Source organism: Trinickia terrae (assembly GCF_005144415.1).
Taxonomy (GTDB): Bacteria; Pseudomonadota; Gammaproteobacteria; order Burkholderiales; family Burkholderiaceae; genus Trinickia_A; species Trinickia_A terrae.
Genome location: NZ_SWJE01000005.1, coordinates 226,132 through 250,899, shown reverse-complemented (window position 1 = coordinate 250,899; position 24,768 = coordinate 226,132). Strand labels below are relative to the sequence as shown.

The window sequence follows — 24,768 nt, the reverse complement described above, 5'->3', positions numbered from 1 at the left end:
TAGCCAGAAATCGGATTCAGCCCAGCGCCCCACCGAATGCAAACGACTAAAAATATGGAAATCAGTACCATCTTTGTTCAAATCGCCAGTTATCGCGATTCGCAGCTGATCCAGACTATTTTTAATTTGATCAAGCATTCGGATCAACCTGATCGATTGCGCATCGTCGTCTGCTGGCAGCATGCGCCCGACGAAATGCTCGGCGAGTTTTGGAAAAAAGGCTTCACCAAGTGGCGATTTGAGACCATCGATGGCTGGACCGTCCATATCATGGAATACAACGGCGCAAGAATCGATCTGATTGATGTGCCCCATTTTAAGTCGCAAGGCGCCTGCTGGGCGCGTAACCTAATCCAGCAGCATTATCGGGGAGAACACTACACGCTGCAGATCGACGCACATCACCGCTTCGTCGACGGATGGGACACGCTGTTGATCGAGATGTTGGAGTCACTGCGGGATGAAAGCCCCAAGCCTGTGCTAACCGCCTATCTTCCTGGTTACGATCCGGATCTCCCCACACCCCAGTCTAGCGAACCGCATTCCATTCAGTTCAATAGATTCAACTCGGAAGGCGTGCTGATGGTTATAGGAAGTGTCCTTCCCAATTGGAAAACCATCGATCGTCCAGTACGCGCTCGCTTTTATTGTGCGGCATTCGCGTTTGCCGATGGACGCTTTGCGGCAACGGTCCGGCACGACCCTGAGTATTTCTTCTACGGAGAGGAGATTTCCATCGCTGCGCGGGCGTTCACTCACGGCTACGACCTCTATCACCCGCATCGCGTGATCACCTGGCACGACTACACGCGCAAGCATAATCCCAGAATATGGAGTGACCATACCAATGAGGCGAAAAAGAATGGCGACGTCTCCAAAACTTGGTGGGATCGGGATTCTCATTCATTTCAACGCAATCGCGAACTGTTCGGCATGGCTGAACCTGTTTTGACGAACGGCGAATTCGGCAAATATGGATTCGGCACCGAACGCACATTGGCCGACTATGAAGCCTATGCCGGAATCTGCTTTCGTTTCCGCGGCGTACAGCGGACTACGCTTGACAATGCCCCGCCCGTACCGGGAGCAACGCGTCCCGATTCGAATGCAGAGTGGATGGCGTCCCTCGTGCGTTCCAACGAGATTAGCGTTTGCCTGCACGAGCACGCCTTTCAAAATGACGAGCAGAGACAGGATAGTCGAGCGATATTGTTGTCCGCGGCCCAAGGACATCTCGTTGTGTACGACAGCAACGAGACCGCCTTGCACAGCCAAGATCTGGAAGCAGATGTTCTTACGAAGCTGAAGGAAAGCAGTTGGCTGGAGTTTCGCGCGGTCTTTCTATCCGATATCGAACGCATTCCGGCCTGCTACACCGTCGAGCTCTTCAATGACGCCGGCGACTTGCTGGCCCGGATCAAGCAAGCAATCGAAACCTGACGGAACCACACTAACGCTTGCGAAGCGCACCGGGATTGCGCTTCCAAGCGGATTGCTCCACGTCAGCGGATTCGACGCGTATCGATATGGACTTACACCGCCCAGGCTCATACGGTCCGGACTGAGGTAGCGGCCGGCATCCGGGTCGTAAAACCGCCTGCCGTTGTAATGGAGCGCCGTTTCCTCGTCGAAATACTGCCCCGCAAACCGAAGCGGTTGAGAAATCTGCCTGGCGCCGCCCCACTCCTGAGCAAAGAGATTTCCCCAAGCCTGATAGCGCCCGCGCCACACCAGCTTGCCGGCGTCGTCGATCAGCGCTACGGCGGTACCTGCGGCGTCCGTATGAAAGTGAAAGACCCGTGTGTCGTCGTCCAACTCGCCGCTGTCGAGAAGCGCCTGATCCATGCAGGCCAGCGGCGCATAGCCAATCACCCCATTCTCGGTCGGCTGATACAAGTAAGTACGCACCGCTTTCGGACGCAGCTCCTGCAGCAAACGGCTGCCTTGCCAGACATACCGCGTACTGTCAGCCTGCGTGCTCGCGAGCTGTCCGTGCACCGATGACGATTCGAGGCGCTTTTCTATGCGCCGCCCCAAGGCGTCGTACCGGAAACGTACGGTGCGCCCTTTCCGGCGCACGACGATGAGGTGCCCCTCCGCATCCCAATCGAGCGACAGGGCATGGTCGCGACCGCTCTTCTGGACGACCTGTCCCCAGGCATCGTATTCGTAGCGAGACCCGCGGCACTCCCGTATCCGATGATTGGAATAAACGGCCGGGAACCAGTTTCCGCCAGGGGTATCGAGCAGGTTGCTCGCGGCGTCCCACGTGAAGTACTCAATGCCCAACTGGTCCGAAACACGGCGCAGCAGACAGCCGCGTTTGTCGTAATCGTAATAGTTCTTGTCGGAAGCCTGGCCGTCGGACTGAACGATGGCGTCGGAAGCGCTATAGCTGACGGACCGCCATAACTGCTTGTCATAGTCGGTCGGCTTACCCGCGCCGGACTCGTCGAACTCTGAAGTGGAACGCCACCACACGGGCCAGCCCAGTTCCGTGTAGTCGGTACGAGTATGCAACACACCTTGCGTGCGCCCAACTTCGCGACGCATGGCGTCATACCAGAATTGCGCGATAGAACGCTCGCGTATCTCGATCAGCCCGATCGCTCCACTGTCGTAGCGCCGCATCCGCACGACCTGCCCCTGCGGCAGCGTCATCGCAGCCAGACTGCCCCCATCGTCATAGGTATAGCTCAACTCGCCATTGATACCATGCTCCGCGAGCAGGCGATCGCCGAGATCGTATTCGAAGCGGATTTCGTCGGGCGTGATGCCGAGCAGCTCGCCGTCCTTCGTGGGCGTCCGGTTGACATGCTCCAGCATGCCCCGAGGCGTATAGCGATAGACGTAGTGATTGTGCGGCGTATCACGCCTGACCAGGCGGCCCATCACGTCGTACGCAAACGTCTCGTGGCGTTCGAGCGCGTCGGCCTTGGTCGTCATGCGACGAATCTGCGCCGAATCCGTGTAGTCGAACGCGCGGATCACGCCGTCCGCGTCCGTTATGGACAAACAGCCCATTGCGCCCCATTCGAGCGTCTGCACGGCGCCGTTCGCGCTTTCGATACGAATCGGCCGGCCGTGCGCGTCGTATTGGTAGGACGTAACGTGCCCCTCTTCGTCGATGGCGCGCATGACCTTTCCACGCCGATCCCGGTGCCAATGCCGGCTTTGGCCGCTTGCACCGACGAACGACGTTCTCTGCCCGACCGCATTCCAGACATGGCGCTCATGCCGGCCGTCCGGCCGCGTTACCGTCAGCGGCCGCCCGAATGCATCGCGCTCGATTCGGGTGACCGCTCCCAGCGGATCGCTGACGGCGGCGAGATGCCTGTTGCAGTCGTAATCGTACTGCGTGGCATTCCCCTCTGCATCGATACGCCGGGTTAGTTGGCCCCAGGCGTTGTGCTCGAGCGTGGTCACTGCGCCGCCGGCGTCGGTGCGCCGTGCGGGCATGCCGTCTTCCCCATACTCGACGTTCGTGACTTCCCCCCACGGGGTCTGGCATTTCACGGGATCGAGCGCGTCGTTGCGCTGCCAGATCCACGTGCGCTTGTCCGCCCGCGTGACGACCACAGGCCGGCTCGACGCGTGCGCATACACCGTCGTGGTGATCTGGCCCATCGGATCGGTTTCTTGCTGGAGACGCCCCAGCGAATCGTAGGCGAGGCGAACCACGCCTTCACTAGGCAACCAGAGCGTAGTCGGCGCCCCCGTCTCGTCGTAGTCGAACTTGTAGCGCCGCCCGTCGAAATCGGCGTAGGCCACGACATGGCCATGCGCATCGTACTGCCAATACGCCGAATTGCCAAAGACGTCGGTCGCTTGGCTCGTACGGTTCTCGATGCTGCACGAGCATCGCTCCCGCGCGCCCTCGGAATTGAATCGCTCGATGACGCGCGCGACTCCCCCCACCACCTGCCACACGTAGCGCGTGGCCATGCCGAGCGGGCCTGCCTCTTCGACGATTCGTCCATCGCGGTAGGCAAAGCGGCGCACGGTTTCGCCAAGCCGGTTGCGGACCTCGGCGAGCTCACCGTTCTCGTTGTAGCCGTATTCGGCAAGCGTGCCCGTCGGCCCGCCGTCGACGCATTCGACAGAGCTAAGGCGCGTGCCTGTCGCGGAATCGTAGTGCATCCGGAGCTCGTGCCCGCACGTGCCGCGCATGCGCAACAAGCGGCCTTCCGCATCCCAGATGCATCCGATGCGTTGTCGGTGCAGATCCTCGATGTATTTCAACCTGGCGAGACCGTTGGGATCGAACTCACCGAATACGCGATACCGTGGCGTCCGATCGCCGACGACCATGCGGCCGTCCGGTAGACACGCGATGTGCAACTGCTCGGACAAAACGATGACTTGGGAGCCCGGCTCGGGCAACGGCACGGTAATCGGTCGACCGTGTTCGTCCGTATAGGTGAGCTGGCCACCGGACTTGCGCAGCGAGACCTCCCAATTCGTGCGCCACCCCGGGCCGAGTGCGCCGGCCGCGCGCATCGCGCTGGAGTAGGTGCGCGACCACTCGATCGGCAGACGGCCGCGCAATGCGAAATCGGCTTCATGGGAGGGCAAACAAATTTTGCTGCCGTCGATCATGTCGACCGAGCCGCACAGCACACCGGATAGTGCACGGCGCACGCCATAGCGCTCCGCAATGTCACCCAAGCGCCGGCCGCCGTCGACGGGCCGCGCGGTATCCACCGACGGCAACACCATCACCGGCAACTTGACCAGAACGCCGCCCAATCCACCGATTCCACTCACGTCATCGTCCTCGCAATCAGCCTTCGATGCTTACGTCCGGCGATCCGTTGGAGACGGCTGCCCCACACCCCGTCGAACCTCCGACGATGGCCGCCGGATTCCCGTTGATGAATACGGAGCCCGCACCGGAACTCACCGATCCGCCGCCGTGGATAGAGCAAGCCGTGGAGCTACCGCCGACGTAACCGGCCGATATCCCGTTGATAAAGACATCTCCTGAACCACTGGTAATGGACCCACCGTGTGCGATCGGATCGCCGAGTCTTCCTGCTGCTGGCATGGCGAATGCCCTCCTTTTGAAGAGAACAACATTTGCATACAGCGGGGCGCACTAGGCGCCCCGGATGTTCCGCGCTAAAGCCTTGGCTTTACCATTCCGTCGTGGTCGGTTCCGGCGTCGGCGGTGGCGGTGGCGGTGGCGGCGTTGGCGTTGGCGTTGGCGTTGGCGTTGGCGTTGGCGTCGGCGTCGGCGTCGGCGTCGGCGTCGGCGTCGGCGTCGGCGTCGGCGTCGGCGTCGGCGTTGGCGTTGGCGTCGGCGTCGGCGTCGGCGTTGGCGTTGGCGTTGGCGTTGGCGTTGGCGTTGGCGTTGGCGTCGGCTCCGGCGGCGGATTCGGTGACGGCGGCTCCGACGGCGGCGGCGGCGGTGGTGGCGGCTTCGGGGTGCTGCCCAATCTCGCGCTGATCATCGGGAATGCTCCTCCCCCGGCACCGCCCCCTCCGCCACCGTCATCCGAATCCCCAGGATTCAGATCCAGCGGCGAGCCCTGGACGATGACCTGATCGCTACCCTCCACTTTGACCTGCTTGCCGATCAGCTTGATGATGCCGTCGGAAGTCATCGTCAGCGAAGACTTGCCGCACACGATTGAGATGGCCCCGCCCACGGCCAGCGAATAAGCTCCGCCGACCACTTCGCCCAACGCCCCTCCTACGGCAAGCGATTGCGCACCGCCGACGGTATAGGCGGCCGCGCCCCCGACGTTGCAGGCAAGCGCGCCGCCAACGTTGATACCGTAGGCCAGCCCCACGCCCAGCGAGAAGTCGATGCCGACAGTGTGTGACTCGCAATGCTTCGTCAGGCGGTTCATGTCCTTCTCTGCCTGGATCATGAACTCTTCCTGGCCCGTCTTGTCCTCGAAACGGAAGCCGTTGTAGTTCTCGCGGCCGCCGGTAATCGTGCGGCTCAGAAAACCACTTTGCGTTGCGTTCGCGGGCAGATCCCACGGAGGCATCGTCGCGCTGTTGTAAAGGCTGCCAGTAATCAGCGGACGATCCGGATCGCCCCCCCAGAAGTTGATGATGACTTCCTGGCCAATCCGCGGAATGTAGATACCGCCGAAGTTGGTGCCGGCCCAGGCCTGGCTCACGCGTACCCAGCAGGAGGCCGTTTCGTCATCCTTCGCATAGCGATCCCACAGGAAGCGAACCTTCACGCGCCCGAACTCGTCGGTCCACAATTCTTTCCCAGCGGGCCCGACCACGATGGCGGATTGCGGCCCATTGACGAGCGGCTTGGGCATCTCGCGCGGCGGCCGGAACACTTCGCTCGTCGGCTGCACGCGGAAGTTGTTCTCGCAGTTGTACTGATAGCCGCTGCCGGACTCCTGCGCAATCTCGGTCAAACTAAGGTTCGACGAGATCATGAGATATTCGCGATTGGCGTCGGTATGGTCGTATTTGCTCAGGACGAACGTCTGCCCGCAGGCGAGCCCGCGTACGTTCCCTGTGCCACGGCCACGCGTTCCCGGCGCACGCAGTTCTTCCATGCGCGTGCGGGCAAACTGCTCACCGTTCTTGGTGTCCGTATAGTCGCCCGGCCATTCGAAGCGCTCTTGCAAATTCCAGGCCGTATCACGCGGCTGTTTGTTTATGGCGGCCAAATCGGCGCCGAAACGCGTGAAATCGTAATCGTTCGTCAGATAGCGGCCAGTACGAATTTCCTCGAACGTATAGAAGCTGCCGATGTATTCAGCATCGGTCTTGCCGCCCTGCTGCTGATAGGCGATCGTCTGATACGCCTCGCTGTCCGACCTGCGGTGCGCGCCGATGTGGTCGCACAGCACCAGCCGGTGCTTGCCGCCGGAATGTTCGAAGAACCAATAGATTCCCCACTCTTCCATCAAGCGCTGGATGAACTTGAAATCCGTTTCGCCGTACTGCACCTGGAACGCACGCGGCTCGTTGCGTGCGCTTTCTCCCTTCACGGTGTATTTGGCGATATCCAGGCGCTTTTCCACCGGGAACGGATAATCCTTCAGCACTTCATCGATGATCTCGATGACGGTCTTGTCCTGGAAGATCTTGTAGTCGGTGGTGAGCGAAGCCAGCCAAAGCCACGGCCGCAACTCGACGCTATAGACGCTGTAGCGCGCTTCCTTGCGCAGGTAACTCGCCTTCGTAACGACACCGCTGATCTCGCGCGTGCCGGCGCCCACGCCGCCGGTCACGCCCTCGCCCATGCCTTCGAGCTGGATCGTGACGGTCATTTCCTTGCCGAGCAGCGCCTTCAGATCCAGATTGGCGCTGGAGGCAAGCGCAATGTTGGGGTCGTCCGGTGTATGCAGCTCCAGAACGTACGAATAGAGCTTGCTCAGATGCTCTTCGCCATGCATCGACAAAAACTGAAGTGCAGGCTTCCCGAGCAATTGCGGCATCGCCGCGCTCGATACCGTAACGGTGCGGTCCGTTGAAAATATGCTTAAAGAATTATCTGACATGCACTCCTCTCGATCCTACACATCACAAACCATTTTCTTTTACCGAGCGTTCCCGCACCGGCCCTTGCATCAGTGACGCGCGCGCTCCACCATGCCGGCGGCCCCACCCCTCCCCATAGGCAGAAACTGCTGATCGCGCCACTGATCTTTCCGATCGGGGAAATTCAAAAGCTGCGCATCATCACCTCGGCACAGCGCCGATCCCGCCGGACTCCGATTAGGCGTCTTGGCCGCTGTCGGCCGCGGGCTTGACTCGCTTGAGCAATAAATCCATCAGCACGCTCACTCCGGTAAGCTTGGCCACATCGATCAAGTCTCCCGCAGCCATCATCAGGTCATCGTAATCGCGTGCATCGACGACGCCTCGCGCGAAAGCCCCGAGCCTGCGCACGCAGTTGGCTGCGTCCGTATCGGAAATGGAAGACGCCGTCGCCGACCGGATAGCGCTCAAAACCTGCTCCATCGACTTGGTCTCCATGGTCAGCCATTCGGCCAGCATGGCGGCAATCGTCCGAAAATTGCGAGGTGAGCTCAGCAGCGACACATCGTCGTCTTCCGTGCTGATAAGCCGGCCGGCCGCGTACTGCAACGCCAGCGCGAGCTTCTTCACGTTTGGCATACGACGAAACTCGACCGCTTCCCAAAATTCGAGAAGATGTGCCCGCATGGCTTGGTCAGTCGAAGCGATCGCCCGCTCCAACGTGCGGGTCTCGTCTTCATGCCGGCTTCGCAGGCGGTCGAACACGTAAACCTGGACGTCATGCACGCCTACTCTCCAAACAAAAAGCACCACTAAAAATCGAGCCTGCTGCTTGCTCCGCCGATGCGCCGTTGCTGCGCGACACGCGCTCGGCCACGATCGGACGAAGCGCCAACGCGCCGAGCCTCAGCCCCCCGCCACGCTGCCAGGGCAACGGAAACCCCTGAAAAGGCTGCTCGACAGCGGATTGGCCTGGCCGCTGGACACGAGCTCGAGCACGGCGTGACGGTCGTCGAAATTGAAATCCACCGCCACGCGGCTCGACGACGCCGTGCCCGTCACCCGGCCGCGGTCCATCAAGCGGAACAGCGCCCACGGCCCTTCGGCCATGAGCGTCGACGTATCGGGCCGGACGCGCGGGCTGGCCGTGATGCCCGCCATCGCCCCGCCGCGCGGACCGGGCCACGTCACCGGGAACACCGTCACCGGGCCGTGTACGTATCGCATGCCCTGCCCGTCGATATCGAGCGCCAGCTCCGTGATTTCCGGGTCCAACGACACCACCTTCAGGCCCATCTTCCAGGCCATCCGATTACCGCCGGCATCGCGGAAGAAGGCCTGACGTATCGCCGCGGCACGCTCGAACGGCTCCAGGCTCGGGCCATTGATCGGCGGCATTCCCGGGCTCACCGACTTGTAGCGCCATGGCCGAATGCTCGTGTCGACGTGGCTTGAGAGCGTCTTCTGGAAGAAGTCGTCGAGCAGGCCGCCGGCGGCAAATACGCGATCGAAGTCGTCGATATCAACCTCTTGCGTGCTGTTGGCGAACGGATACTTGCCCTCGATCGCCCGGCGGCATTGATCGCCGACGCTCGAATCCACCTGCACCGCCAGCAGCGACCCAACGCCTTGATCGACCTTCTGCATCGATTGCGTCGCGATGCCGGACAACACGGCCCGGAACGGCACCGGCAGTTTTTCCGCTTCCATTTGCAGCGTCGTACCGACGTCCGCCGTGGGCGGCATGCTGTTGGTCGACAGTGCGTTGCCGGCCACCATCAAGCGGGCGTACTGTTCGTTGATGAGACCGATGATGGCGTCGAGCTGCATGGCGCCGCCGCTCGCGGACCCCGCCTTGTTCAGCGCTGGGCCGCGCCCCGTGTCGGCCTGGCCGGTCACGACTTCGCGCAGCGCGGCAAAGCGGTTGTCGACGAGTTCCTTCTCCATCTTTTGCTGAGCGAGCTGCCCGATCGTCGCGGTGGCCGCGTTGACCGAGCTGGCCGCACGAGCCAGCTGCGAGCGCCTGGTCGCGGCCTTCATCGCTACGTCGCCGAGGGTTGGGTCATCAGCTTCGACGGTCGAAAGCGATGTCTCGTGAACCGCCGTACGCGCAAGCCGAGCAAGCGGCGAATCCGGCGCGGCCAGCGTGCGCAACGTCTGCAAGTCAAGCGCGAGCGTGCTGTCGGAGCCGCTGGCAACCGGGCGGATGTCCGCCAGGAACTGCTGCCAATAGTTGCCGTAGTCAGTCAGGTATTGGCGTCGGATCTCGTTGGCGAGTTGCTCCTTGCTCGTGCGAAACACACCGCCCTGCACCGCCCCGCCGACCTTCGCGGCCAAGTCGGTCCGGCCCATCACCCATGCATCCTGGCTTTGCGCCTGCGCGAGGAACTCGGGCAGGCGCTTATTAAAAACCTCGTGGTACCCCTCGTACGTATAGAGACCGGGGACGCCGCTCTCGAGCGATGAGCCGTTCGCCAGGGCGAACACCGCGCCCGCCTGCGGCCCAGCTGCTCGCACGAGCGTGACGTTCTCCGGCGCGTCCTTCGCCATCTCCGCGGTGGCGCGCTCGTAGAGCCGCCCCGACACCGGATTGCGGCCCAGGAAGTCACGCGCCTGCTGCACCAGATCCGCGTTCTGAGACACTCGCGGCGTGACGGGCTCGCCGTCCACGAACAGCGTATCCAGCTGGGATGCCATCACATTACGGTCCCCCATCGAGGCGGCACTATCGGACTTTTCCCAATCTTGCAGCACCCAGGACTTGATCGCCTTCGCGTCGTAGTGCGCCTTGTCGAAGACCATCAGGTAGATCGACAGCGTGCGATAGACGCTATCCGCATCCCCCGTATTCAATTGCGCGCCCAATACCGCTTCGAGACGGCTCACGATCTGCGGCAGCAACATCTGGTTCAGCAAGTTGTTGTAGGTCGTGGTCGATGCATCCACGATGCCGGGTGCCGTGTACAAACCGTAGCGATAGTCGCCGCCCGGGCTGTCCAGACTCACGTGCTGGAACTGCGGCAGATCGTGCGACGCCGAAAGCACCGCCGCCATGGCGCCGGTTTGCGGCGTCTTGCGGAACGTCTTCACTTGCGAATCGAGCGCATCGGTCTTCTTGCTGATCGCGCTCAGGTACTCCCGGTTGTTGTCGAAACTCACCATCAGGGAGCCAATCAGCCACACGGCGATCGCGATCGACAGCAAATGCCCGACGATGCGCAGCGTCCGGAAGCGGAATTCCCAGCGCAGATTCGGCCGCACCAGGTGCCCCTCGGCAAGAATGACGCGCTGGAACAGATTACGCAGGAAGTACCCGCGATATCCCGTCGGCGCGTTGCTCGACGCCGTATCGGCAGAGGCTGCCGCATCGCCGGTCAATCCGGCCAGACCGCGCCGCAGGCGCTGGAGCAGCGTGGTCTTGTCGGCCGGAACGACGCCGTGCGTTTGCGCCGCGCTGGTGAAGTACACGCCGCGCAGCGTGTTCTTCAACCGCGTGTCGTCGTACTTGGAATCGAGGAAGACCAGACCGATCAGCTCGACCAGCGGCGACGCAAGGCCGCGGAACTCGCCCGGCAATGCGTAAAGCTTCTTGCGGCGATCCGCCTCGTACTCCTCTTGCAGACGAACGTTGATGCCGTCCTCGAGCCGTTGCTCGAGCAGCTTCATTTCGCCCGCGCAGTTCTGGCGCAAATCCCGACGGTCGTTCTGATCGCGATCGTCCTGGTACGGCAACGTGAAGCCCAGAATCTGCACGCGGCCTTCCGCGGTCAGCGACTGGAAATACTCCGGGAAGCCGGGCAGCAAATCGAGCTTGGTGACGAGCACATACACCGGGAACCGAATGCCGAACTGCTGCCGCAACTCGCCAAGGCGGCCTCGCATCGCGGCTGCGAGCGCCGTGCGCTCGGACGGCGACTTGCGCAGCACTTCCTCGACGGAGACGGTCAGCAACGCGCCATTGATCGGCGCACGCGGACGGTGCTTGCGCAGCGAGGCCAGGAACCCCTGCCATTCGGCCGCATTCACCTTGGCGAACTCGTCGTCCTTTTTGATGTCAGCCGTTTCGACATCCTGCACGGTGTAGCGGCCGGCCGTGTCGATCAGAACCGCTTCATTGGTGAACCACCAGTCGCAATTGGCCGTTTCGACGCGCGTCTTGACGGACGCCGCGCTCATCTGATCGGCTTCGGGAAAATTCAGCCCCGAGTTCAGGATCATCGTCGTCTTGCCCGCGCCCGACGAGCCGATAACCATGTACCAAGGCAGTTCGTACAAGTAGCGCTGGCTTTGCAGCAGACGGCGCAACATGGTCGTGCCGTTGTGCATCCGCTTGAGCTTGTCGACGGCCTTCGTGACCACCGAATTGACGGCACGGATTTCGCTGCGTGCGACGACCTCGGGCTTGGCCTTGCTGGCGAACGGATTGAGGATGCGTTGCAGGATCACGTCGTTGCTGCGCATCGCTTGCCACAGACGATAGAGCCCGTAAGCGGCATAGCAGCCGACCAGCACCGCAATCAACAGCACGCGCGTCCAGATCGGTCCGAACGGGCGGGATTCACCGAATGCCAGCAGTGGGCTGAGGTACCAGAACGCCAGCGCCGCCACGGCGACCCACACCGGACTCAGCGGCAATCTCAGCAGCCACAGCAGCAGCAGCGCCAGCAGCACGACGATCACGATCACGCGCGAGGACACGCTCTCCATCGGGTAGTACTCACCGAACGCCAGTAGCGGGCCGATGAACCAGACGGCTGCGGCGGTCAGGATGATCGCCACGAACATCAGCGTCTGCCGCGAAAAAATAAATCTGAAAAAACGATTCACATAAGACATGTCTGGGCTTCCCGTTACTGCGTGACCAGAATTTCCACGCGTCGATTGCGGGAGCGGTCTTCTGCCGTGGTGTTACCGGCGACAGGCTGCGTATCGCCCTTGCCGGTCGACTGGATGCGCTCGGCCGGCGTTCCATACTGCTTCAACACCTCTGCGACAAACGCCGCGCGCTTTTCGGACAGCACCTGATTGTTCGGAAACTCCTTCGTGCGAATCGGCTGGTTGTCCGTATGGCCGGTCACAGTGACTTTGCCGCCGACACGCGCGACTTCCTGCGCGACCTTCGCCAGGATCGGGTCCATTTCCGGACGCACGCGCGCCTGCCCCGGCACGAACATGGAGTCGCCCTTGAAAACGACGCTGCTATGGCGATCGTCTTCGTCGACGGTAACCAGACCGCGCGCGATTTCGTTCTTCAAGAGAACGGACAAGCGCAGGCGCTGAACTGGCGGCGGAGGCGGAGGCGGAGGCGCAAGCTTGCTGATCGCCAGAATCCGCGCTTCGAGCACATTGCTTTGCGCCAGCAGGTGGTACTTGTCCCAGGCAAACATCGCGAAGACGGCCAGCGCGGCTACGCTGGCCGTCACCCATCCGGGCAGGCTGTGGAGCAGGCGCATCTTGCCCGGCTCGACGCCGCGCCAATGCGGCGACAGCTCGAGCTGCACCGTATCGCGCGCGCCGCTGATGAGCGTCAGGAGTCGCTGACGGATCTGTTCGAGATGGCGCCGGCCATCCACCACGACGCTATAACGCCCTTCGAAACCCAGGCCGAGGATGCGATACATGACTTCGAGCACGTCGACATACTCTTGCGGATCGGTGGCCATGCGGCCGATCAACAGGAAGAACTTCTCGCCGCCGTCGACTTCTCCTTCGAACGTGATCAGCAAACTCTTGACGGCCCACACGCCGCCACCGCCCCAACGCGTGCGGTTCGCCGCCTCGTCGAGCGCGGTGCACAGGCTGTAGCGCACGGCCGCCATGTGCTTCCACGGCAAGTTCGCCTTGTCGCACAGCTTCTGAAACGCGACGACCTCGCGCACGAGCAGCACGCGCAAGCTGGCGATCGCCGCTTGCGAGTCGAGCGAGGCCGGCATATCGGCCAGCATCCGCAAGAGCGGCTGCGCCGCTTCCTGCATAGGGTTCTGAGCAGCCTGCACTTTCTCGAGCCGAGTCTGAAAGTCCTCGGGCGGATCGAAGGCGCCGAGGTCGACGACCGGTTCCCGCTCGAAACCGCCTCCGGCCTGGCTTCGCCCCGGCTGGAACGCCGCTGCGCCGCCACGGTTCATGCCCGGCTCATCGGAACCGTTCAGGAAATCGAAGGCGCGATCGTCGAACGCGTTGGTACTCATTTCTGCCGCACTCCCCACAGTTCAAGCTTGAGCTCGGGGAAGTGGCCCGCGATGTGCATGGCCAGGCCGCCTTGCTGCGCGATCTGCTCCCAGAACGGCCCCGTGCGCGACAGTTCGAAATAGATGAATCCCGAGTTGAACGGAATCTGCCGCGGCGGCACGGGCAACGGCGTCATCGTGAGACCCGGCAGGTGCGAGCGGATCAGTTCCGGCAACCGCTGCGGCTGGCTGATCTTGGTCTGCGCGGCAAACTGCTGCTGCAGCGCGTCCGGCGACATCTGCGCGCCCACGGCGAGCACGAGGCTCGAGTAGCCCGCGAGCTCGGTCGGCAGCATGCTGGCAGTGCGAATGCCGTGCGCCTGCTCCGTGAGCGGAATCGGCTGCGCGCCGCGGATCAGCACCTGATTGAGCAGGAAGTGAATCTCTTCGACGAGCGGCTTGATGCTGGCGTACAGCTGCGCGTGGTCGTACCCCGGCGCGGCGAGCGGGCGGCGGGTTTGCGGACGCACGAACGTCGACAGCTCGCCGGCCAGCATCGCCAATTCGCGATACAGGTCCACCGGCGCGGTTTCGTTGATGCTGCAAATATGGTCGAGCAGCGGCTCATACCGGTTCAGCACTTGCAGCAGCAGATAATCGGCAACTTCAGCGGCGGCGCCAGCCTTGCCGTCGCTGCCGGACAGGCGTGCCGCCAACGCGTCGGCGCGCAGCTTGGAAAGACCGTGCAATTGCAATGCCCATTCGCGCAGCAGCGGATTCGCGCCGTAGCTGGTGACGGGCGGAATATGGTCCGAGCCATGCAGCGACACAGCGCCGTCCGCATGAAGCGACTTCACGCGCGTCAACGCGATGCCGATCCATGACTGCGTCAGCTCCTTTTCCGGCATCAAGCGCAGACGCAGATTCGACAGCTGTACAGGCTTCGGCCCTTGGCCGATAGCATTGCTGTCGCGCAGCTCTTCGTCGAAAGCCATATAGCGGGCAAGCGAGCCGCTTTGCTCGACGAACGCGGTTTCCTCCGTGTTCGGGAGACGCAGCGGCACGGCCAGATAGATCACCTGATCCTGGTGCTCGGGCGCGATCGTCAGCGGCTGCGGCGGCGGGGTATGCCCGGGGACATCGAACGGCGTGCCGTCCGGAAAGACTCCGGAGCCGCCCTTGAACACGAGCTTGCCGAACGAAAGCGACTCCTGATCGATTTCGTATTGGCTGAAGCCCCAGAAGAAAGGGCTGAGGGCGGCACTGCGCTTATGCGCGAAGTACTCGAAGTATCGCTCCTGCTGCTGAAATAACTGCGGGCGCAGGAACAGCCCCTCACTCCAAACGACCTTGTTATACCAACTCATTGCAATTACTCCGACTCTGTAATTGAAACAGTTCGCTGATCGAGACGAATCACCAGCTTCTGCTTCTTATCTGGAATAGCGGCCCTGTACCACGAGGCATCCGGTGCCGTTGGCAGGCGGTAAACATCTCGCCAGACCGACTTGCCAAGATCCCGGTAGCCCGCCAGAACGCCGATGGCCGCGCTGGCCTGATTCGACTTGCGACGAATTTCGCGCTTGTCTCCAGGACGTAAAATGAATTCGTCGACGGCGAGAACGTCATCGCCCAGCGCTTTCTTGCTATCGTTTTGCAGCGTGAAGAAGTCAGCACTCTCGAATGCCGTAGCCGACTTCAATTCGTACACGCGCACCATGATCGGCGCGGCTCGCCCCCAATCGTCCGGATTGACGTTTACGCTCGCGGCAACCTGCACCTGAAGATCGGTTTGCTCCTTGACCGTCGGCCCACCGCTGCTGCACGCGGCCAGGCACAGGCACAATCCGCCGATGGCAAGCCATTCGGAGAAACTGCGCCGCGCTGCGAATTGCGAAAGAAAGTTCAGAACCATCGGATTGAGTCAGGGTTGTCGCGATCATCGTGGTCCGGCGCCATGCTGGCCACATTGCCCCTTGGCATGTGAGGCACTCTGGTCAGCAGCCCAGGAAACCTCGCCGAAAACTTCGGCGAGGTCACGATCTAGGAAGACCGGTTATGCAACTTAGGCCGTGTTCTTCTTGATGTCGAACGTTGCCGTGATCGCGCCGCCGCTACCGCCCTGTGCGTTCTGGACCACATATTCCTGCTTCATGCGGGAGAACGACAGGTGGACGATTTCGCTCGGACGCGATTCGCTGTTGCTGACGCCGGACGGCGAAACTTGCGTCACCAGCACGTCATTCATCGTGAACTTGATGTATTCGAGCGGGTTGCCGCCAGCCTTACGAACCACCAGCTTGCACTCGTCGATGTGCTTACCCGTCAGACAGTACTGCGTCAGATTCGGGGTCGCGCGATCGATGTAGTGAACGAACTCCAGATCGTCGACGGTCGCACGGCCAGCACCACCGCCGGAACCAGCGTGCATGTTCGACTGCTGCGAAATGTTCCACTTCCAGCTCAGAACTTCGATTTCGCTCTTGTGCGTAGCGTCTTCCGACTCACCGTCAATGCCGTTGATCTTGAGGAAGATGTCTTGCGCCATGGAATAACTCCTTAGTGCGTAGTTAGATTTAGGTTGCTTCTACAAAAGTCAGGAATATTTAGCGAGCGCCTGACCGTCGCTCATCCGGACAAAAACACCGGCATTTCGACGCCCACGGCAAAACCTGGCTCGACCCAAATCAGGTCGAGCGTTACCAACCCACGTCCGCGAGAAACTCCGGACAAAGTGGGACTGGCAGGCTATGAACCAGAGACGATGGTGGTCCGGAGGCACCTCGAAGCGATGCTTCTGCAGATGCCTCCTGTTTCACATGGTGTGTCGCGCAGCGGTTAGGCGGCTTCCTTCACCGATGGCAGCTTGGCGACGAGACGCAACGACACCGTCAGGCCTTCGAGCTGGAAGTGCGGGCGCAGGAAGAACTTCGCCTGGTAGTAGCCGGGGTTGCCTTCGACATCCTCGACGACCACTTCAGCTGCAGCCAGCGGACGGCGTGCCTTCGTTTCTTGCGACGAGTTCGCCGGATCGGCGTCGACGTAGTTCATGACCCATTCGTTGAGCCATTGCTGCATTTCTTCGCGTTCCTTGAACGAACCGACCTTGTCGCGCACGATGCACTTCAGATAGTGAGCGAAGCGCGAGCATGCGAAGAGGTACGGCAGGCGCGCCGAAAGGTTGGCGTTGGCCGTAGCGTCCGCGTCGTAGTATTCGGTCGGCTTCTGCAGCGACTGCGCGCCGATAAAGGCTGCATAGTCTGTGTTCTTGCGGTGGATCAGCGGAATGAAGCCGTTCTTCGAGAGTTCCGCTTCGCGACGATCCGAAATGGCGATTTCCGTCGGGCACTTCATGTCGACGCCGCCATCATCGGTCGGGAACGTGTGGCACGGCAAGTTTTCGACCACACCGCCGCTTTCCACGCCGCGAATCAGCGTGCACCAACCGTAGTGCTTGAACGAACGGTTGATGTTCACAGCCATCGCGTACGCCGCGTTCGACCAGACGTACTTGCGGTGATCCGCGCCGTCCGTCGCTTCTTCGAAGTTGAACTCGTCGACCGGGTTGGTCTTCACGCCATACGGCAGACGCGACAGGAAGCGCGGCATCGCCAGACCGATGTAGCGTGCATCTTCCGAGTTGCGCAGCGAGTTCCACGGCGCGTATTCGAGGTTTTGCGTGAAGATCTTGGTCAGGTCGCGCGGGTTCGCGAGTTCTTGCCACGAATCCATTTGCAGCACCGACGGCGCCGCACCGGTGATGAACGGTGCGTGTGCAGCCGCGGCGACCTTGGCGATCGAGCCGAGCAGATCGACATCGGGCGGGGTGTGATCGAAATAGTAGTCTGCAACGAGGCAGCCGTACGGCTCGCCGCCCAACTGGCCATATTCTTCTTCATAGATCTGCTTGAAGAACGGGCTTTGATCCCAGGCCACGCCCTTGTAGCGCTTCATCGTGCGGCGGAGATCATCCTTCGACACGTCCATGAAGCGGATCTTCAGCTTCTCGTCCGTTTCGGTGTTCGTGACGAGGTGATGCAAGCCGCGCCACGCGCTTTCCAGCTGCTGGAACTCCTCATGATGCAGGATCAGGTTGATCTGCTCGGACAGCTTGCGGTCGATTTCGCCAATAATGGCTTCGATATTCTTATACGCGTCGTCGGACACCGTGACCGAAGTCATGAGAGCCTGCTCGGCAAGCGTCTTGACGGCGCTTTCCACCGCTTCGCGTGCGCGCTCGGTTTTCGGCTTGAATTCGCGCGACAGCAGCGCGTTGAAATCGGATTGTGTAGCTACGCCCGCCGCCTCTTGAGCGCGAGCCTGTGATGAACGTTCAGCCATCTTTTCCCCAACAATATTAGGCAATATTTTGTTTTCGCTTTAATTCGCGAAATTCACTCGTTGCTGGCCGATTCATCGACCGGCTTAGCTTGCTCAGGCTTCGGCGCCTTGGCGAGCGCGTTCAGCAACGCCGGGTCCTTCAAGACTTTGCTGACGAGACTTTCCGCACCGGACTTGCCGTCCATGTACGTCTGGAGGTTCGCAAGCTGCGTGCGCGCGTCCAGCAATTGCGCGAGCGCGTCGACCTTCTTCGCGATTGCCGCGGGCGAGAAGTCGTCCATGCTTTCGAAGGTGATGTCGACCATCAGCTGACCTTCGTTCGTCAGCGTATTGGGCACCGAGAAAGCGACACGCGGCTTCATTGCCTTCATGCGCTCATCGAAGTTATCGATGTCGATGTTGAAGAACTTACGATCGCCGACGGAAGGAAGCGGCTCGAGCGGCTTACCCGAGAGATCCGCCAAAACGCCCATCACAAAAGGCAGCTCTACCTTTTTTTCCGAGCCGTAGATTTCGACGTCGTATTCGATTTGTACGCGAGGGGCGCGATTACGTGCAATGAATTTCTGCGAACTATTGGATACTGACATGTGTACTCCGACATGATGTCGTGCGAAAGAGAATTGACAAATGGCGCTTCAAGACAGCTGCATAAAAACAGAGTCGCAACCGGTGGGATCGTACGTCGCAAAGTTTTGGCGGAACATAGGATTATTCCTAAACACCAATAAATTCGCCATCCTTATTATTCACTTCAGTTAATGCGACTCGCAAATCCCTTCTTCCTAGACGCCAGATTGACCTCTGGCGCCATGAGACATCGGAGCATCAGTGGGATTTCACATCCGGCACCAAGGTGATTTCGACACGCCGGTTGCGCGCACGTCCTGCGGCATCCCGGTTACTGGCAAGCGGACGCGTATCGCCGTACCCCTGGATTGCGAAAAGCGTGACCGGCAATGACGATTCCGCGACAAACCAATCACGAATTGCCTTCGCGCGCGCCTCGGACAGCTTCAAATTGGCATCACTCGAACCGATATTGTCTGTATGGCCCGCGATCAGAATTCGCTTATCCGGGTTAGACAGTATCAGCTTGAGTGCGTCCTGTAATTTCTGGGATGCGCCGGCCTTGAGCGAGGTCTTTCCGCTATCGAAAAGCGACAGACTATCCAGCGTCAGGACGACCGGAGGTGGCCGATATGCCGCGATCGCGCGCTCGAGCGCGGACTGCAATTCACCGCCTTTGTAGAGCCCCCAGCCGAGACCCACTGGTACCCCGCCTTTCGCGTATTGCTGCACCTCCGCATATTCGCCGCGGAGTACGCCTAGCAACTCGCGTTTCGCATTGAACTGCTCGTCGGGTGTGTCCCAGTAGGTCTTCAAGTCACTTGCGATGCGCTCGACCATCTGGCTGTTTTTCCAGCCGGAAGCAAAAAACGAGGCGGCCAGCACGACGGCCATAGCCGCAACGGCGTGTTGCGTTGCATGGCGCGACGCAATCCGGCGATACTCCTTGGTCTGCGCGACCCGCATGGGAATAACCTCGGGTAGCGGCAAAGGCTCGGAAACGATGGATGTGGCAGGCGGTTGCAGCCCGGTCTTACGGACCAGCCAGCGCGTCCATGAACCGGCACGCGTCGGGGTGTATCCGATGTCCGCCAATAGAAGCCCGTGCAGCGCGAACGGTGCGGTATTGGCCAACGGAGCAATCGATGACAACAGCGCGGTATCCTCGAGCCAATCGAGCACCGACTGCCCCAATGCGTCCCGCGTAAGGCGTCCCGGCTGCGAGGACGTCAGCGATGACTGATCCAGTTGCCGCCGTATCATTTGCAAGCGCTGCCGCGCGTTGTCCATGCTCGGTGTGACGATCGACATGTCGATCACATCACCGAACCACGACGACTTATCCGAACCGCTATCACGTGCGCCCAGGCACGCGTATATCGCGGGATAGCAAGGCAGCACGCACGCGCGATTGCGGGACGTTTCCTCGAGTGCCCGCCGCCATTGCGTGAACTCGCGGCGCATGACCGCGTCGTCCGGGTTGCCTTCCGCGAGGACCGGCATCAGTGCGGCATCGGGAAAGCGGCCGTGCGACTCTTTGACCATGCTCATGGTCGCAGCCAGTTCCTCCGGCGTTTTGACGAGCAGCCAGACCGCATGCCCTTCCCGGCGCAATACCCCATCTTGGGCGCTGCGCGGGAACGCTGCGGCGGCGTAAGGCCCCACAATCAGAACGACCGGCAATTCCCGCATCGCGCTGAGCTGAACGTCCGTCGACAGTCGGCGCAGCCGCCGTTGCCGATGGACTGACAGACCAATGATGCCAAGCCCGATCGCAAGTACGGCGCCGAAGACGAGAATCCAATACGGCTGCATCGCAAGCGGCAGGAACAGCCAGATCAGGCCCGCAGCGAGGATGGTGATCCATATCAGCGGTGCGCGAAGATGGTTTGGGATATTCATGAACGCCCTTGCGAGAAAGAACTCATGTGCTCGGGCATCGGCTCAGGCAAGCGGGAGACAGAGCGATCCAAATAAGCATTGAGCAGCAGCCACAACACAACTGCGCCCACCACGGAGAAAGATGCGCCCCAAGTTGGCCAGCGCCGCCGAGGCTCGTCCTGGCTTGACGCGATAACGGCCGTCTCGGCCAAGGTCCGTATCGGGGGCTGGGGCTCCTCCTTGCTCACCATCTTGCTCAGGGCTGCGGACACGCGCTGACGATAGGAATCGCGCTCGGCAGGCCCGCCTCGAAAGCCGAGTTCGAGCACCAGCCGATAGAGTTCCAGAGATCCCGGCGTCAAATGCTCGCCGAGCAGCAGCGCATCGATGCGCTCGCAGACGATCTCGGCACCATCTTGCGTGTCGTGAAAACGAACCTGTAGCGATTCACGCGACCAGTCTCCGCGCTGTGCCGCGGACAGTGCGCGCAACGTGACGTCGTCGAGCAGCGTGCATTGCGCCAAGCCGGTTTCATCGATTTCCGCGTCGAGATAGCCGGCGTCACGCATGGATTGCCGAAGTTCTTCAACAAGAGTGACGCAGCGGGCGCGCCAGGAATGGGTGGCGGATATTTGCGCGCCGCCGGTAAGCAGCGCCACGTGCAAGGCCGTATTTCGTAACAGCGTACGCAGCGAGGTGACAGAAGAGTCGAGCATCATTTGCAAATGGGATCTGGTAGCACGCCATCGCGCTTACGGCATTTCAAGGACATACGTCACGTAGGTTTGAACAACGCCGGCGGTGCTAGCACCCGTTGCGTAGTAACGCGCGATAAACGAGATCGGCATCGAGTCAGTCGTGTTCACGGTGACGATCTTCATCGTCGATCTATCGCCAACTTTGATCAACGTGCCGTCGACATTTTGCAACTGGACCTGCACGCCGCCCGCCGAAACCTTTCCGGATACGCTCGTCAGATTCAAATTGCCCGTAGTGGCGGCGGTCGTGGCGCCGCTTTCGAAGTACACGCGCACGTACGGCACGCCGCTATCGCACTTGACCGGGATAGTGAACATTGTGGAGCCAGCCGTCTGGCCGGCCGCGTTCAGCGACTGTGTCGATATGGTCGGCAAGGTTACAAGTTGGTTGGCATCGCCAGCCACCGTGCAGCTTGCCGCCACATAGTTTCCGGTGAAGTTGATTTGGACACTTGGCGACGTCGCGGCTTGTGCACTCGAACCGAACAAGACGACGGCACCGGCTACCAGACACAACATCTGGCCGACAGACCGACGGCAATTCGCAACGTTTTTCATCTCACGCCCTCAACGCTTTGGGGAGCCAGCTCAATCATGATGTTCATAAACATTCCACCGCGTGGCTTGGCCACGGCCAATGGGTCAGCGAGGTAGATTAGCCCGACCTGCGCCAAGCTCCTGCGTTGAAGCCTGTTGCGGCGGGGGCGCCCAAATCAGCGACGGGTCGCAACTCAATTTCACGTGAGCCACGACGCTCGAATGGCCATCGCTCATTCTTTCCTCTTTCGGAATGTCGTATGGCATCACGCACTGATCGCGAGGGCCTGCGCCCCACTTGGCCAACAGTTTTCCCTGGCCTTCCAGGCCACGCAGATAGGACATCCCGCCTTGGCCGACAATACCCGCGGAGCTGCCCGTTTCGTCGAACAACTCCGCTCCCATCGGCAGCGCCTTGCCATGCAAATCCTCGACTTCGGCAAACGTCGGCCGCCCTTGCACGGTCTTCATTCTCACCAGCACCAAAGAATTTGCGCGGGGAACGACCTCCTCACTCGTGCTAGCCAACTCGACATCGAGAGGAATCTTGCTCGGATCGAGCGCCACCATGTTGACGCGATACGGCATGAGGGACGGGATCACCGCATAGCCATTGCTGTCGATCGCCGCACCTTGGCCGTTGATGATCGTGCCTCCCTTCGCGCCCTTTGCCTCGACCAGCGCGAACGCCTGACCGAGTGGCGGGCTCAGCGTAACGCCTCCCGAGTGCAGCACGACCGCACCATCTGCATTGAACGATGCTTGACGCGTCTGATTGCCGATAGATGCGTTGCCTGTGTACGTACCGATCGGCGAGCGGTACATCGCGCCACCACCAAGAGAGACCGTCTCGTTATCGCCAGTAACCAGGCGTGACGCGCTAACGTTGTAGTTGATCGGAGTGACGTTATCGGTCATGCCGTTAGCGGTCGCCTGGATCGTGCTGTCCCCGCCCGAACTACGCGACATGTTAGTAGTCAGGAAATCGAATGCCTTATGTTTGTACGAGTCAGCGCGCCCCAACGGAATCGAGAGGTTCACCCCAACCTGTGTATTGATGCCGGAGTTTTGCATGCGCGTTCGCTGCGCGTAGAGCGTGTACGAAACCCGTTTGAACACGCTGCTCAGCCCGACCTGATATTGCAGATCGTAGCTTCGGGCGCTTCCCCAGTAGTCTTGCGAACTACCCGAGACATAGAGCGAGCTCGTATCGCCAAGCGGCTGAGTGATATTCAGTTGAAGACGGTTACGAGCACGGTAATCGTACGTGCTGCTCTGCCCCCCCCACTGATCGCGTGCATAGATTGCGTCGCGCAAGCTGTAGAAACGCGAGGTGGAGTAGCGATAAGCCGCGACGGCGAAGTTCGTCCTGACACCCGGAACCACTTTACTGTAGGTGACTCGCCCGCTATAACCCGTGCCGCCGCCACTTTGGAGACTCGTGTTCGCAACCGTTACGTCAAGCGCAAAAGCGCCCGCTGCAGTGTTCAGTGCTACCCCGAACAATCCGGCGCCGTAACCTGCGGATACCTGCCCGCCCGTATAGACGGTCAGCAAATCTGTGAGGCCGCGCTGATAAACGCCCTGTATGACTCCAGGCTGCGAGTTCAGAACCGAATCGCGATACATGCCGGCCGTCACGTTAAAGCGCTGCACGCCGGGCCGCAGCAACTGCGGCACCGAAGCAAACGGCACGGCATAGCGCCGCACACGCCCGTCGGCTTCCGTCACGGTCACATCGAGATCGCCACCATATCCGGTTGGCGGAACGTCGCTGAGTTCGAACGGACCGGGAGACACGGTAGTCTCGTAGAGGATGATGCCGTTCTGGCGCACCGTCACACGCGCATTGGTGTCGGCCACGCCGCGCACGACAGGCGCGTATGAGCGCACGGAGTCGGGCAACATGCGATCGTCGCTGGAAAGCTGCACACCGCGCACATTGAAGGAATCGAAAACATCCCCAGTTGTGGAGCTGTCGCCGATCGTCACTTGCCCCTTCAGGGCAGTGATATCGTGCTGCGCATACAGCGCAATACTCTGCCAGCGCGTGCCGGCTCCGCGACTCTGCCAGTTTGCAGAAGACCACTGGCGCAAACGCCAACCGCCCACGTTGATCCCGCTTTGCAAGCTGAGAAAGGCGCTGTTTAAATCCGCCCCTTGGGCATGGCTTGCATATGTAGCAAGGCTGTACTGAAGCATCGCCGCGTTGATGCCTTCGTCCCAGCGAGAAGGATCAACGTACCCGCTTGCGAACTTCTGCATCTCGAGCTGCGGAATCGTCAAGTCCAGCTGGAAGTCAGCGGTATTGAACGATGCGGTCGAGCCTGGCACGGCCTCTGCCAACGGACGGCAAACAGACGAAGACAGCGTGGCTTCGGCTTCCTTGCCCGAATCCTTGAGGCGCTTGATCAAACGCTCGACGTCGATACCCAAACGGTCCATCGTGGCAAGCGTAAAGCAAGGTGCGGCAATATCCGAACCCGGCACCGCCTGGAACTTGACGTCATACCGCCCGCGCCCCTTGCCATTGATGGACACATCAACCGGATAGGTGCCTGGCGAAACAGGATTGCCGCGCGTGAAGCGCGATAAATCGGCCACATTGCCGGTGAAGAACGCCGGGTTGAATTCCACCTCCTGAGGAGGCGCCGACTGCACCACGTTCTGCGCGCCGCTGTCTGGCGCACGCGTTGCGGTCACAGGAGATGTTTCGGTATTCGCTGCGCCTACGGCAGACGACGAATGCACGTCGCCCGCAGGCTGCGCGATCTGAGCAAGCTCAGTGCAGTCCCCAGCAACACTCTCGCGAGAGGTGGCCGGCCCGCATTCGGCGGCCCATGCATCAGCACTTAACGCCCAGCCACCGGAAGCCATGACTGCGGCCCATGCAAGAGGATGGTAGCGCAAAGGCTTGTATGCGCCACGTTGCCGCCTTGCCCATTTCTTGTTACTTACCACTCCATGCACCCCGTAACCTGCTTAGTGAGTCTGCTTGACTGCTCCAGCGTCGCGAATCTGGGCGAAATGCTTTTACTTACCGCGGGCGG

Annotated in this window: 16 protein-coding genes; 1 reads left to right on the top strand and 15 read right to left on the bottom strand. The window is 60.9% G+C overall.

The features are described from left to right. Positions 1-54 precede the first annotated feature (54 nt). Entirely contained in the window at positions 55-1,440 is a 1,386-nt protein-coding gene (locus FAZ69_RS10500; RefSeq protein WP_136894059.1) for a GlcNAc-transferase family protein, read from the top strand. Here the strand turns inward: FAZ69_RS10500 and FAZ69_RS10495 are convergent. The 15 genes from FAZ69_RS10495 to FAZ69_RS10425 all read right to left on the bottom strand — a co-directional run bounded on the left by FAZ69_RS10495 (position 1,342) and on the right by FAZ69_RS10425 (position 24,595). Next, positions 1,342-4,767 carry an RHS repeat-associated core domain-containing protein gene (locus FAZ69_RS10495; protein ID WP_240702176.1) on the bottom strand — a complete coding sequence of 1,142 codons (3,426 nt, stop codon included), beginning with the start codon at positions 4,765-4,767 and terminating at the stop codon, positions 1,342-1,344. The two genes, FAZ69_RS10500 and FAZ69_RS10495, sit on opposite strands and share 99 nt — an antisense overlap. A 16-nt stretch (positions 4,768-4,783) precedes the next feature. Continuing rightward, a complete protein-coding gene (locus FAZ69_RS10490) occupies positions 4,784-5,047 on the bottom strand; it encodes a PAAR domain-containing protein (protein ID WP_136894057.1) in 264 nt (87 codons plus the stop codon). 88 nt (positions 5,048-5,135) lie between these two features. Then, positions 5,136-7,484, bottom strand: coding sequence for a type VI secretion system Vgr family protein (locus FAZ69_RS10485; RefSeq protein ID WP_136894055.1), 2,349 nt, complete (start codon positions 7,482-7,484; stop codon positions 5,136-5,138). 217 nt (positions 7,485-7,701) lie between these two features. Beyond that, entirely contained in the window at positions 7,702-8,250 is a 549-nt protein-coding gene (locus FAZ69_RS10480) for a hypothetical protein (RefSeq protein WP_136894053.1), read from the bottom strand. A 120-nt stretch (positions 8,251-8,370) separates the two neighbouring features. Continuing rightward, positions 8,371-12,300 (bottom strand): type VI secretion system membrane subunit TssM, encoded by a 3,930-nt coding sequence (gene tssM / locus FAZ69_RS10475; RefSeq protein ID WP_136894051.1) that lies wholly within the window; start codon positions 12,298-12,300, stop codon positions 8,371-8,373. Between the two features lie 14 nt (positions 12,301-12,314). Then, positions 12,315-13,652: a type VI secretion system protein TssL, long form gene (tssL, locus tag FAZ69_RS10470; protein ID WP_136894049.1), complete on the bottom strand. Its 1,338-nt coding sequence runs from the start codon at positions 13,650-13,652 to the stop codon at positions 12,315-12,317. After that, positions 13,649-14,998, bottom strand: a complete 1,350-nt coding sequence (gene tssK, locus FAZ69_RS10465; protein WP_136894047.1) for a type VI secretion system baseplate subunit TssK — start codon at positions 14,996-14,998, stop codon at positions 13,649-13,651. The genes tssL and tssK overlap by 4 nt, the downstream gene beginning before the upstream one ends. A gap of 5 nt (positions 14,999-15,003) precedes the next feature. Continuing rightward, positions 15,004-15,546, bottom strand: a complete 543-nt coding sequence (gene tssJ, locus FAZ69_RS10460) for a type VI secretion system lipoprotein TssJ (RefSeq protein WP_136894045.1) — start codon at positions 15,544-15,546, stop codon at positions 15,004-15,006. Positions 15,547-15,696: 150 nt separating this feature from the next. Next, complete coding sequence (locus tag FAZ69_RS10455) at positions 15,697-16,179, bottom strand: Hcp family type VI secretion system effector (protein ID WP_136894043.1); 483 nt, start codon at positions 16,177-16,179, stop codon at positions 15,697-15,699. 290 nt (positions 16,180-16,469) lie between these two features. Continuing rightward, entirely contained in the window at positions 16,470-17,972 is a 1,503-nt protein-coding gene (gene tssC / locus FAZ69_RS10450) for a type VI secretion system contractile sheath large subunit (RefSeq protein ID WP_136894041.1), read from the bottom strand. Between the two features lie 53 nt (positions 17,973-18,025). Further along, positions 18,026-18,562 (bottom strand): type VI secretion system contractile sheath small subunit, encoded by a 537-nt coding sequence (gene tssB / locus FAZ69_RS10445; RefSeq protein WP_136894039.1) that lies wholly within the window; start codon positions 18,560-18,562, stop codon positions 18,026-18,028. A gap of 238 nt (positions 18,563-18,800) precedes the next feature. Then, positions 18,801-20,444 (bottom strand): OmpA family protein, encoded by a 1,644-nt coding sequence (locus tag FAZ69_RS10440; RefSeq protein ID WP_136894037.1) that lies wholly within the window; start codon positions 20,442-20,444, stop codon positions 18,801-18,803. Then, complete coding sequence (locus FAZ69_RS10435) at positions 20,441-21,142, bottom strand: DotU family type IV/VI secretion system protein (protein ID WP_240702203.1); 702 nt, start codon at positions 21,140-21,142, stop codon at positions 20,441-20,443. The genes FAZ69_RS10440 and FAZ69_RS10435 overlap by 4 nt, the downstream gene beginning before the upstream one ends. Positions 21,143-21,175: 33 nt before the next feature. Next, positions 21,176-21,739 carry a fimbrial protein gene (locus FAZ69_RS10430; protein WP_240702175.1) on the bottom strand — a complete coding sequence of 188 codons (564 nt, stop codon included), beginning with the start codon at positions 21,737-21,739 and terminating at the stop codon, positions 21,176-21,178. 84 nt (positions 21,740-21,823) lie between these two features. Continuing rightward, positions 21,824-24,595: a fimbria/pilus outer membrane usher protein gene (locus FAZ69_RS10425; protein WP_136894034.1), complete on the bottom strand. Its 2,772-nt coding sequence runs from the start codon at positions 24,593-24,595 to the stop codon at positions 21,824-21,826. Between the last annotated feature and the right edge of the window lie 173 nt (positions 24,596-24,768).